The 12,212-nt window shown below is 74.9% G+C and carries 11 protein-coding genes; 7 read left to right on the plus strand and 4 right to left on the minus strand.

What is annotated here, in order from left to right:
* Positions 1–586, minus strand: a 586-nt coding sequence (locus AC0CYZ_RS07255) for an amino acid permease (RefSeq protein ID WP_472213762.1), incomplete at its 3' end; no start/stop codon positions are given.
* Positions 587–741: 155 nt separating this feature from the next.
* Between AC0CYZ_RS07255 and AC0CYZ_RS07260 the strand changes: the two genes are divergently transcribed.
* Positions 742–1,389, plus strand: a complete 648-nt coding sequence (locus AC0CYZ_RS07260) for a hypothetical protein (RefSeq protein ID WP_472213764.1) — start codon at positions 742–744, stop codon at positions 1,387–1,389.
* Positions 1,390–1,405: 16 nt separating this feature from the next.
* A complete protein-coding gene (locus AC0CYZ_RS07265; protein ID WP_472213766.1) occupies positions 1,406–2,401 on the plus strand; it encodes an adenosine deaminase in 996 nt (331 codons plus the stop codon).
* An 18-nt stretch (positions 2,402–2,419) separates the two neighbouring features.
* On the opposite strand, the gene AC0CYZ_RS07270 is transcribed toward AC0CYZ_RS07265, so the two are convergent.
* The 3 genes from AC0CYZ_RS07270 to AC0CYZ_RS07280 form a co-directional block, all read right to left on the minus strand.
* Positions 2,420–3,373, minus strand: a complete 954-nt coding sequence (locus AC0CYZ_RS07270) for a hypothetical protein (protein WP_472213768.1) — start codon at positions 3,371–3,373, stop codon at positions 2,420–2,422.
* Positions 3,374–3,407: 34 nt separating this feature from the next.
* Positions 3,408–8,201 carry an Lhr family helicase gene (locus AC0CYZ_RS07275; protein WP_472213781.1) on the minus strand — a complete coding sequence of 1,598 codons (4,794 nt, stop codon included), beginning with the start codon at positions 8,199–8,201 and terminating at the stop codon, positions 3,408–3,410.
* A gap of 66 nt (positions 8,202–8,267) precedes the next feature.
* Positions 8,268–8,411, minus strand: a complete 144-nt coding sequence (locus tag AC0CYZ_RS07280) for a hypothetical protein (protein WP_472213770.1) — start codon at positions 8,409–8,411, stop codon at positions 8,268–8,270.
* 66 nt (positions 8,412–8,477) lie between these two features.
* Here AC0CYZ_RS07280 and AC0CYZ_RS07285 point away from each other — a divergent pair, with 66 nt between their 5' ends.
* From AC0CYZ_RS07285 to AC0CYZ_RS07305, 5 genes are all read left to right on the plus strand, one after another.
* Entirely contained in the window at positions 8,478–8,672 is a 195-nt protein-coding gene (locus AC0CYZ_RS07285) for a DUF3046 domain-containing protein (protein WP_472213772.1), read from the plus strand.
* 217 nt (positions 8,673–8,889) lie between these two features.
* Positions 8,890–9,930, plus strand: coding sequence for a recombinase RecA (recA, locus tag AC0CYZ_RS07290; RefSeq protein ID WP_472213774.1), 1,041 nt, complete (start codon positions 8,890–8,892; stop codon positions 9,928–9,930).
* Between the two features lies 1 nt (position 9,931).
* Entirely contained in the window at positions 9,932–10,582 is a 651-nt protein-coding gene (locus tag AC0CYZ_RS07295) for a regulatory protein RecX (protein ID WP_472213776.1), read from the plus strand.
* Positions 10,583–10,797: 215 nt separating this feature from the next.
* Positions 10,798–11,634, plus strand: a complete 837-nt coding sequence (locus AC0CYZ_RS07300) for a hypothetical protein (protein ID WP_472213778.1) — start codon at positions 10,798–10,800, stop codon at positions 11,632–11,634.
* The coding region (locus tag AC0CYZ_RS07305; RefSeq protein ID WP_472213779.1) for an FAD-dependent oxidoreductase at positions 11,634–12,212 on the plus strand (579 nt) is incomplete at its 3' end. The genes AC0CYZ_RS07300 and AC0CYZ_RS07305, both read left to right, overlap by 1 nt.

The following is a 12,212-nucleotide window of genomic DNA, read 5'->3' on the forward strand; positions in this document are numbered from 1 at the left end:
TGGTGAAGGCCGCCGCCGCCCCGGCCGCGGGGTGGGCGAACGCGGCCACGGTGAACACCACGATCACGGCGATCTCCAGCGCGAGCATGCCGGCGGCCGCCCAGCTCGCCGGCGCGATGCGACCGACCGACAGCGCCGTCACCAGCAGCAGGAACCCGAAGGCGATCAGCCCGGTGACCGCGGTGGACAACGAGCCCGCCGGGGTCAGCGCGCCCACGTAGGTGGCCGCGGCCACCAGGATCGACGCGGTCGACACGAGCCCGAGCAGCATGAACAGCACCGCGGTGACCCCGCCCGCGACCGGGCCCAGCGCCCCCCGCACGAGCGCGTACACCCCGCCCGCGGACGGGAAGACCGACCCGACCTCGGCGTAGCAGAGCGCCATCGCCAGCGCGATCAGGGCGCCGACGACGAACGCCCACACCACGCCGGTCCCCGAGACCTCGAGGACCGAGCCGTAGACGAGGAAGACCGAGGTGGTCGGTGAGATCGCCGAGACGGCGATCGCGACGACGTTCCACGGCCGCAGCGCGGTGGCGTCGAGCCCGGCGACGGCGGGCTCGTCCGAGGTCTCGGAGCTGGTCATGATCGGCATGGTGCACCGGGGCACCGACACCGTGGGAGCCCCGTGCGGCGGTTACTGCCGTTCGGAGCAGCGGCACCTGTGGACGGGCCGGGTTGTCCACAGGCTCGGTCGCCCGACGTTGTGCCCGTCGGTGCGGCGCGGCCACCGTGGCGGCCATGCGCGAGATGATCACGGTCCGCGAGGCGGGCCACGAACTGCGGGTGCAGGTGCTCGACGGGCGGGCCTACGTCGCGATCGTCCCGGTCGACGGGCCCGACGACCCGGAGGCCTGGACGCGGACGGTGTCGCTGCCCGCCCGGCGGCTGCACGCCCTGGTGCGCGCCGCGTGGGCGGACGACCAGTACGGCTCGACCGGCCCGCTCGACCCGCCGCTGCGGCTCGCCGACGAGCCCCCGGACGGCCCCCCGGACCCGCTCGACGACCCGTTCGCCGAGGAGCGCGCGCGGTTCGGGTGGCGGGACGACCGGCCCGACGAGGACGGCGACGGCCTCGGGGACCTGGTGCCGTTCCCGGGGCGGACGGGGTGGGGTCCGCGGTCGTGGGAGCCGCCGCCGACCTGGCGGCCGGCCCGGGCGCCCCGGTCGGGTCTGCCGTGGTCGGAGCAGGACGACGCGGCGCTGCGTGCGGCCTGGCTGGCCGCGGACCGTGCCACCGACCGCGCGGAGCTGATGCGCGGGCTCGCGGCGCGGTTCGAGCGGACCACCGGCGGCGTGCTCTGCCGCCTCCACCGCGTGGGGTGCGACCCGACGAGTCCCGGCGCGGCCCGGGACCTCCCGGTGCTGGGGGCCCCGGCGGTGCCGTGAGCGAGGATGCGCCCCCATGAGCGCGCACGACACCCCGCCGGCCGTCGAGCTGCACGTCCACGTCGAGGGCACCCTCGAGCCCGAGCTGATCCTCGACCTGGCCGACCGCGGCGGCGTCGCCCTGCCCTACGCCGACCTGGACGACCTGCGCTCCCGCTACGCCTTCACCGACCTCGGCCACTTCCTCGAGCTCTACTACGCGAACATGGCCGTGCTGCGCACCGCCGAGGACTTCGCGGCGATGACGGCCGCGTACCTCGCGCGGGCGGCGGCCGGCGGGGTCCGGCACGTCGAGCTGTTCGTCGACCCGCAGGCCCACCTCGCCCGCGGTGTCGCCCTCGAGGCGGTGCTCGAGGGCGTCTCCGGGGCGCTGGCCGCGGCGCCCGCCGGCCTCACGACGGGCCTGATCCCGTGCTTCCTGCGCGACCGCCCGGCCGCGGAGGCCCTGGAGGTGCTCGACGCGCTCGTCCGGGCGGGCGTCCCGCTGCTCGGGATCGGGCTCGACTCGGCGGAGGTCGGTCACCCGCCCGCGGACTTCGCGGAGGTCTACGCCCGGGCGCGGGCGGAGGGTCTGCGCCTGGTCGCGCACGCCGGGGAGGAGGGCCCGGCCGCCTACGTCACCGACGCCCTCGACGTCCTCGGGGTCGAGCGCATCGACCACGGCATCCGCAGCCTCGACGACCCGGACCTGGTGCGCCGCCTCGCCCGCGAGGCCGTGCCGCTGACGGTGTGCCCGCTGTCGAACGTGCGGCTGCGCACCGTCGACACCCTCGCCGAGCACCCCCTCGCGCGGATGCTCGACGCCGGGCTCGCCGTGAGCGTCCACTCCGACGACCCGGCGTACTTCGGCGGCTACGTCGACGACAACCACCGCGCGGTCGCCGACGCCCTCCACCTCTCCCGGGCCCAGGTGCGCACCCTGGCCGGGAACGCCGTCGAGGCGGCCTTCGTCGACGACGCGCGTCGGGCGGAGCTGCGCGCCGCGGTGGCGGCCTGGGCCGATGGGGGCTGAGCCCCGACGCCCTCACGGTCAGTTCTGGCCGTGCGCCCAGATCAGGAACGCGGCCGCGTCGTCGAGGTCGGGGAAGCCGGCGCCGAGCGCGTCGACGAGCAGGTCGTTCGAACCGCACGCCAGGCGTCCCACCGTGTGCCGTCCCCGGTCGAGGGTGGGGAGCTCGAGGCCCAGGACGCTGCGGGTGAGCTCCCGCTTGCCCTCGCCCCCGGACCCGCCGTCGACGGTCAGTACGGGCAGAAACCGCTCGGGCCGGGCGACCGCCAGGATCCGCGTCAGCACGGGCTCGCGGACCCCGCCCATGGCGTGCTCCGAGCGACCCTCGGCGAGGGCGGTGAACCGGTCGGGCAGCGGGAGGTCGTCGTCGGTGTCGACGTCCTCGCCGTTCTCGCCCCGCAGGAGGTACTCGACGACCCCGCGGAAGCGGCGGGAGGCGTCGCGGTCACCGAGACGACGCCACTCGCGGGCGAACGAGGTCGTGTTGCCGGACAGGGCGAGGACGTCGGAGGTCACGAAGTCCCGCAGCTGGCCCGGCTCGGTGTGCGGCAGCCCGGCCCGGCTGAACATCAGCTCGTGCAGCCGGCGGAAGTCCGCCGCGTAGGGATCGGGCCGCGGGCGGACCCGGGGCCACGCCGCCTTGAGGGCGGCCAGGCGGCGCAGCGCCTCGTCCCCGACGTCGTCGAGGGTGGGGAAGCGTGCCACCGCGGGGGTCGCGGCCGGGGCGCCGACCGCCGCCGCGCGGGGCGGGGGCGTCGCCCGGGGGGCGGGGGGCCGGGGGGCGGGCGCCCGGGGGGCCGGCGACCGGGCGGCCTTCGGCGCCGGCTTCGGGGCCACCGCCCGGGGCGACACCGGCTTGGCGCCGAGGAGCCAGTGGTGGCCGCACGCCGTGCAGCGCATCTCGTTGCGCCCGTCGTCGGCCATCCCGACGTACTCCGCGGCCGCCTCCTCGCAGCTCGGACACGCCAGCGCCACGTCCTCTCCTCTCGTCGCGGCGGAGCGGCTCGTCTCAGGCCCGCAGCCGCAGGCCCTTCGGGCTGTTGCGGAAGCCGGCCTCGGCCAGCGCCTCCGCGAGCACCCCGTCGAGTGCGCCCGACCCGTCGGTCCGCTCCACCGAGAGACCACCCAACCAGCCTTCGCGGACCGCCGCCGAGAGGGCCCCCGCGGCCGCGGCGAGCGTCTCGTGGTCGTCGGTGAAGGACAGCAGCGACCGCCCGCCGCGCTCGACGTAGATCGACGGCTCGCCGTCGCTGAGCACGACGAGCGCGCCCGCCTTGCGGCCCGGCCGGTGACCGGTCGTGCCGTCCTGCGCGGCGCGGGTCGCCGGCCAGTCGAGCGCCGCCCCCCAGGGCTGGGCGGGGTCGGTCGCCGCGAGCACCACCGAGCCCTGCCCGCGGGCGGAGGCGTCGTCGTCGCGGGAGGTCGCCCGCAGCCGGTCGATCGCGCCCGGCACGGCGAACTGCGCGGCCCCGAGACCCTCGACGACGTAGCCGCGGCGGCAGCGCCCCGACTCCTCCATCGCGCGCAGCACCGGGTAGATGCCCGAGAACCCGCCGGTGACCCGCTCGGTGTCCAGCGCGCCCCGGGTGAGCACCCCGTGCCGCTCGAGGAACGACTCGGTCCGCGCCTGCGTACGCCGGGTGGGGTCCGCCTCGCGCGGCGGGACGAGCGACCAGCGGCCGGCCGCGGTCGGTGGCCCGGTGCGCGACGGCATCTGCGGCCGGCCCACCCGCGCGTAGCGCCCCCGCGACGGGGCCCGTTTGCGCTGGTGGGTCGCCTTGGACCGGCCGCCGCCGCCCGAGACGAGCGCCCGCACCGGCGCGAGGGTGTCGTTCGTGGCGTACCCGGCCCAGACCAGGTCCCAAAGGGCCTCGACGGTGGCCGGGTCGTCGGGGGGCTTCTCGTCGGCATCGCGCAGGATCGCCCCGGCGCGGTCGGCGAGCTGGCGGAAGAAGAGCGCGCCGCCGCCGTCGAGGGCCTCGAGCAGTGCCCGGTGCAACGGCGTGCCGGCCAGATCCGCCTCCGGATCGGGCAGCATCAGGTCGGCGACGTCCGCGGGGGCCAGGGCGAGCCAGCCGTCGCCGCCCGAGAGCGTCCCGCAGCCCGTCCACGTCACCTCCCCGGCGCTGGTCAGCTCGTCGAGGAGAGCCGGCTGGTAGCCCGGCAGCCGCACGGGCAGGACCAGCGACTCCCACGCGCTCGCGGGGATCGGGGCGCCGGCGAGCTGCTCGACCACCCCGAGGACGTCGTCGGGCCCCGGAGCGCGCCGACGGCGGCCGCCGATCCCGTGCCAGGACGGCAGGAAGCGTCCGAGGGCCGCGGGCTCCACCGGCTCGACCTCCGCGCGCAGCCGCGCGAGCGAGCCCCGCCGGATGCGCCGCAGCACCTCGGCGTCGCAGTAGTCGACGCCCGGGCCGGGTCCGCCGCCCGGGGCGGCGTCGTCGCCGGGCAGGGGCGGCGCGTCGGAGGGCCGGAGTTCCCCCTTGGCCAGTCGCCCGGCGCCCGTCATCCGCTCGAGCACCGCCGTCACCACCGCGATCCCCAGCCCGAAGCGGCGGGCCGGCGCCGCGGCCGGGAACGGCCCGCGGGTGCGGGCGTAGCGGGACAGCAGGTCGCCCAGCGGATCGGCGACCGGCTCGGTGAACGCCTCCGGCACCCCCACCGGCAGACCGGCGCCGAGCGCGTCGCGCAGCCGCCCGGCGTCCTCGATCGCGACCCACCGCTGCTCGCCGGCGATCTTCACGCGGAGCGCCCGGCGCGCGGACTCCAGCTCGACGAGCCACTCCTCCCGCACGCCGCGGGTGGCGGCCTCGGCCGTGGTGAGGTCGCCGACGAAGCGCAGCAGGTCGGCGGTGCCCTCGACGTCGCGCACGTGCCGCTCCGGGTCGGTGCGCTGCAGCCCGGCCTCGATCTCGGCGACCACCGCCGGGTCGAGGAGCTCCCGGATGGCCTCCGAGCCCAGCAGCTCCGCGAGCAGCGTCGAGTCCAGCGAGAGCGCCGCCGCACGCCGCTCGGCCAGCGGGGCGTCCATCTCGTAGAGGAACATCCCCACGTAGCCGAACATCAGCGTGCGGGCGAACGGCGACGCCGACGGCGTGGCGACGTCGACGACCTGCACGCTGCGCGACCGGATGTCGCGCATCAGCTCGACGAGCCCGGGCACGTCGTAGACGTCCTGCAGGCACTCCCGGTAGGTCTCCAGCACCACCGGGAACTGCTCGTACTTGGCCGCCACCGAGAGCAGCTGCGAGGCCTTCTGGCGCTGCTGCCACAACGGGGTCCGGCGGGTCGGGTCGCGGCGGGGGAGCAGCAGCGAGCGGGCTGCGCACTCCCTGAACCGGGCGGCGAACACGGCCGACCCGCTGACCTCCGCGGTGACCATCTGCTCCACCTCGTCCGGGTCGAGCAGGATGTCCTCGGCGCCCGGCAGGATCTCCTCGCCGGCGTCGTCGAGGGTGTCGGGCAGGCGGAGCACGATCCCGTCGTCGGCGGAGGCCGCCGAGACCTCGAGGCCGCGCTGCTCGCGGAATCGCGCGGCGATGGCGAGCGCCCACGGCGCGTTGACCTGCGCGCCGAACGGCGAGTGCACCACGATCCGCCAGTCGCCGAGCTCGTCGCGGAAGCGCTCCACGACGATCGTCCGGTCGCTGGGGACGTGGCGCGTGGCCTCCCGCTGCTCGCCCAGGTAGCCGACGAGGTTGTCCACCGCCCAGGCGTCGAGCCCGGCGGCCGCCGCGCGCTCCCGGGCCACGGCGTCGTCGGCGCCCGCGATCTCGCGGACGAACGCCCCGAGCGCGCGCCCGAGCTCGAGCGGGCGCCCCGGCGCGTCGCCCTTCCAGAACGGCATCCGGGCCGGCACCCCGGGCGCGGGCTCGGCGATCACCCGGTCGCGGGTGATGTCCAGGACGCGCCAGGCGGTGGAGCCGAGCAGGAACGTGTCGCCCGCGCGGGACTCGTAGACCATCTCCTCGTCGAGCTCCCCGACCCGGGACCCGCCCGTGCCGTTCTCCCCGGACCCGGGCGTCACCACGGTGTAGAGGCCGCGGTCGGGGATCGTGCCGCCGGAGGTGACCGCCAGGCGCTGTGCGCCGGGCCGCCCGGCGAGCTCGTCGGTGACGCGGTCCCACGTGATGCGCGGCCGCAGTTCGCCGAAGTCCTCGCTCGGGTAGCGGCCGGCGAGCATGTCGAGCACCGAGGTCATCGCCGAGTCGGGCAGCCCGCTGAAGGGCGCGGCCCGGCGCACGAGCGCGGTGACCTCGGACAGCGACCAGTTCTCCATCGCCGTCATGGCCACCACGTGCTGGGCGAGGACGTCGAGCGGGTTGCGCGGGTAGCGCATCGCCTCGATCTTCCCGGCCGCCATGCGCTCGGCGACCACGGCGCACGACACCAGGTCGCCGCGGTACTTCGGGAAGACCACGCCCTCGGACACCGCGCCGACCTGGTGGCCCGCGCGGCCGACCCGCTGCAGCCCGCTCGCGACCGACGGCGGCGCCTCGACCTGGACCACCAGGTCGACCGCGCCCATGTCGATGCCGAGCTCCAGGCTGGAGGTGGCCACCACGCACGGCAGCTGCCCGGACTTCAGGGCCTCCTCCACGAGCGTGCGCTGTGCCCGGCTCATCGACCCGTGGTGGGCGCGGGCGACGATCACCTCGGCCGGTTCGGCCACCCCGGACTGGCCGACCGCCTCGGCCGGGAACGGCCCGACCCGCCCGATCACCGGGGCGATCTCGTCCCGCTCGTCGTCCCGGGCCCGGGGACCGTCGTCGTCCCCGTCGTCATCCCCGTCGTCGTCCCGGTCGTCGAGGTCCCCGTCGTCGAGGTCCACCGGCTCCCGCTCGGCGGCCGCCACCGCCGCGCGCTCGGTGGCCAGCTCGTTGATCCGTGCGGTGAGCCGCTCGGCCAGGCGACGGGAGTTCGCGAAGACGATCGTCGAGCGGTGGCCCTCGACGAGGTCGAGCACCTTCTCCTGCACCGCCGGCCAGATGGAGGCCCGCTGCGCCGCCCCGGCCGCCGAGCCCTCGACCTCCTCCTCGGCGCCCGGGCCCGAGGCGTTGTCACCGGCGTCCAGCGCGCTCATGTCCTCGACCGGGACGACCACGCTGACCTGGACGACCTTCGCCGACTCGGGCTGCACCACCCGCACCGGGCGGCCGCCGGCGAGGAACGTCGAGACCTCCTCCACCGGGCGGACCGTCGCCGAGAGCCCGATGCGCTGCGCGGGGGCGTCGAGCAGCGCGTCGAGACGCTCGAGGGACAGGGCGAGGTGTGCGCCGCGCTTCGAGGCGAGGACCGCGTGGACCTCGTCGACGATCACGGTCTCGACCCCGCGCAGCGACTCCCGCGCCGCCGAGGTCAGCAGCAGGAAGAGGGATTCCGGGGTGGTCACGAGCACGTCGGGCGGGGTGCGGTTGAAGCTGCGCCGCTCGTCGGCCGGGGTGTCGCCGGTGCGGGAGCCCACCGTGATGTCCGGCTCGGGCAGCCCGAGCCGGTGCGTGGCCTGGCGCAGCCCGGCCAGCGGCGAGCGCAGGTTGCGCTGCACGTCGACCGTCAGCGCCTTCATGGGGGAGACGTAGAGGACGCGGCAGCGGCGCTGCGGCTCCTCGGGCACCGGGGCGGCCGCCAGCCGGTCCAGCGCCCAGAGGAAGGCGGCCAGCGTCTTGCCGGAGCCGGTGGGGGCCACGACGAGCGCGTGCTCGCCGTCGGCGACCGCGTCCCAGGCCCCGGCCTGCGCGGCCGTCGGCGCCCCGAACGCGCCGGAGAACCAGTCGCGCGTGGCGGGGGAGAAGCGCTCGAGCACGCCCTCGGGAACGGTCACCCCACCATGGTGCCCCGGGGGTCCGACAGCGACGCCGGACCGGACGCCTCAGCGGCGGCGCTGGGAGGCCCACCAGCGCAGCAGCACGACAAGGACGGCCACCAGCGCGAGCACCCCGGCGACGTCCCACAGCCACGCCGGGCCCGTGGAGTGCAGGTCGATCTGGCCGACGACGAGCAGCAGGGCGTCCACGACCCCACGGTAGGCGACCCGGCCCGGGCGCCGGTCGGGGCCGACGCCGTCCCTACGCTCGGACGGGTGCGTCTGACCCACTTCCGGCAGCTCATGGCCGACGAGTTCGGCGCGGTGCGCGCCGCGTCCATCAGCTCCGACCACGTGTTCTCCGCGCTCGACGGCCGCACGGTCGAGCAGGCGCTCGAGGCCGGTGTCGACCCGCGCGACGTGTGGCGGGCGGTCTGCGCCGAGTTCGAGGTCCCCGCCGAACGCCGGTGACCGCGACGGGGGACGATCGTCGGCGTGTCCCCCTGGGGCATCGAACACCTGTTCGTCTACGCTGAACGCCCGAGCCGGTCGTCCACAGCGGCACCGGCGGCCCGATCCGTCCACAGCCGAACACCGCCGGCACCACGGTGTCGGACCCCCGGCCTAGCGTCCGCTCACGAACCCGGACCCAGCGCCGGACCACACCCGTCCCGAGGGGGAAACCCGAATGCCTCAGGCACCGGACCGCGACAAGGCGCTGGAGCTCGCGCTCGCGCAGATCGACAAGCAGTTCGGCAAGGGCTCGATCATGCGGCTGGGCGACGACGGCCGCGCGCCGGTCAACGTCATCTCCACCGGCTCGATCGCGCTCGACGTCGCCCTCGGCGTGGGCGGCCTGCCCCGCGGCCGGGTCGTGGAGATCTACGGCCCGGAGTCCTCGGGGAAGACGACCCTGACGCTGCACGCGGTGGCCAACGCCCAGGCCGCGGGCGGGGTGGCGGCGTTCATCGACGCCGAGCACGCGCTCGACCCGGAGTACGCGAAGGCGCTCGGGGTCGACACCGACGCCCTGCTGGTCTCCCAGCCGGACACCGGCGAGCAGGCGCTCGAGATCATGGACATGCTGATCCGGTCGAACGCGCTGGACGTCATCGTCGTCGACTCGGTGGCCGCGCTGGTGCCGCGCGCCGAGATCGAGGGCGACATGGGCGACAGCCACGTCGGCCTGCAGGCCCGGCTCATGAGCCAGGCGCTGCGCAAGATCACCGGCGCGCTCCACGCCTCGGGCACCACGGCGATCTTCATCAACCAGCTGCGCGAGAAGGTCGGCGTCATGTTCGGCTCGCCGGAGACGACCACCGGCGGCAAGGCGCTGAAGTTCTACTCCTCGGTGCGCCTGGACATCCGCCGGATCGAGACGCTGAAGGACGGCACCGACGCGGTCGGCAACCGCACGCGCGTCAAGGTCGTCAAGAACAAGGTCGCACCGCCGTTCAAGCAGGCCGAGTTCGACATGCTCTACGGGATCGGCATCTCCAAGGAGGGCTCGCTGATCGACGTGGGCGTCGAGCAGGGCATCGTCCGCAAGTCCGGTGCCTGGTACACCTACGACGGCGACCAGCTCGGGCAGGGCAAGGAGAACGCCCGGAAGTTCCTCCGGGAGAACCCGGACGTCGCCGGCGAGATCGAGAAGCGGATCAAGGAGAAGCTCGGGGTCGGCCCGAAGCTCGACGCCGACGAGACCACCCCCGCCCCGGTCGACTTCTGAGGTGGGGCAGCTCGGAGGAGGGGGCTTCGGGCGGCGTCGTCGACGGCCCGCCGCCGAACCGCCCGACGCCGGCGGCCACACCGCGGACGGCCACCCTCGTGACCGCGAGGCCGACCCGCCGGCGGACCCGGAGTCCGCGGCCCGCACGGTCTGCCTGAACCTGTTGACGACGCGGGCCCGCACCCGCGCCGAGCTGGCGGGCGAGCTGGAGCGGCGGGGGTTCGACGACGAGGTCGCCGCCACCGTGCTCGACCGGCTGGTGGAGGTGCGGCTGCTCGACGACGCGGCGTTCGCCGAGCAGTGGGTCGACTCCCGTCACCGCCACCGGGGACTCGGCCGGCGGGCGCTGTCCCAGGAGCTGCGGCGCAAGGGCGTCGAGTCCGAGACCGCCGACGAGGCCGTCGCGGGCCTCGACGCCGACGCGGAGCGGGCGAAGGCCCGCGAACTGGTCCGGCGGCGGCTGCCGTCGCTCGACCGGCTCGAACCCCCGGTCGCGGCCCGGCGTCTCGTCGGGATGCTCGCCCGGAAGGGCTACGGCGCAGGGCTGGCCTACGAGGTCGTACGCACCGAGATGGCGCAGCGCGGGGCCGAGCTCGACGAGGCGGATCCCGACCTCGAGGACGTCGAACCGGCCGCCGAGCCGCGGGTCTGACCAGCGAGGACGTCGCCGACACCTTCCGGTGACCGGGATCACGGCGGCGTCGCCTGTGACCCGGACGACAGCCCACGACCGACCGTCGTAATGTGCCTCGCACCACGCGGCTCGGCGTCGCGGGTCACCAGCCGCGCGCGGTCACCACCACGACCGCTGCGGGTCGCGGCAGGACGTGCGGACGCCGACCGGCTCCGTCGACGAGGACAGGTGCATTGACCACCACAGAGCGCGACCACGGCGCCACCCCCCCGTTCGCCACGGCGCGCGCCGACATCCGGGAACGGACCCTGCGGCGCGACCGCTGGTGGCTCCCACCGCTGATCAACGCGCTGGGCCTCGCGACCTTCGTCGTCTACGCGACGATCCGGGCGTTCTGGGGCTCGGCCTACTTCGTGGCCCAGTACCACTACCTGTCGCCGTTCTACTCGCCGTGCCTCTCGGCGAGCTGCGTCCCGGGCTCGAGCCACTTCGGGGCGTTCCTGCCGGAGTTCCCGGCCTGGATCCCGCTGGCGATCATCTCGCTGCCGTTCCTGCTCGGCTTCCGGATCACCTGCTACTACTACCGGAAGTCGTACTATCGGGCGTTCTGGGCGTCGCCGCCGGCGTGCGCGGTGTCCGAGCCGCACAGCAAGTACTCGGGGGAGACCCGCTTCCCGCTCATCCTGCAGAACGCGCACCGGTACTTCTTCTACGTGGCGTTCCTCATCTCGGTGATCAACACCTACGACATGGTCGTGTCCTTCCAGAGCGACGCCCCCGACGGCTCCGCCCGGTTCGGGCTCGGCCTCGGCAACATCATCCTGTTGATCAACGTCATCGGGCTCTGGCTCTACACCGCCTCGTGCCACTCCTGCCGCCACATCACGGGCGGGCGGCTCAAGCACTTCTCGCGGCACCCGGTGCGCTACAAGGTCTGGACCGCGGTCTCGAAGCTGAACACGCGTCACATGCTCTTCGCGTGGATCACGATCGGGACGCTGATCCTCACCGACTTCTACATCATGCTCGTCGCGAGCGGGACCATTTCCGACCTGAGGATCGTGAACTGATGACCCAGGGAACCGAGGCGGCCGGCGCCGAGCCGGGCACGCCGGAGATCACCCACCACACCTACGACGTCCTGGTCATCGGGGCGGGCGGCGCGGGGCTGCGGGCCGCGATCGAGGCCCGGATGCGCGGCAAGCGGGTCGCGATCATTTCGAAGTCGTTGTTCGGCAAGGCGCACACCGTCATGGCCGAGGGCGGGATCGCCGCGTCGATGGGCAACGCGAACCCGAACGACAACTGGACCGTCCACTTCCGCGACACCATGCGTGGCGGGAAGTTCCTCAACAACTGGCGCATGGCCGAGCTGCACGCGAAGGAGGCGCCGGAGCGCGTCTGGGAGCTCGAGACCTACGGGGCGCTGTTCGACCGCACGCCCGAGGGCAAGATCAGCCAGCGCAACTTCGGGGGGCACCAGTTCCCCCGGCTCGCACACGTCGGCGACCGCACCGGGCTCGAGCTCATCCGCACGCTGCAGCAGAAGATCGTGTCGCTGCAGCAGGAGGACCACCGCCGCACCGGTGACTACGAGTCCGACCTCAAGGTCTTCCACGAGACCACGATCACCGAGCTGATCAAGGAC

Source organism: Actinomycetospora sp. (genome assembly GCF_055612215.1).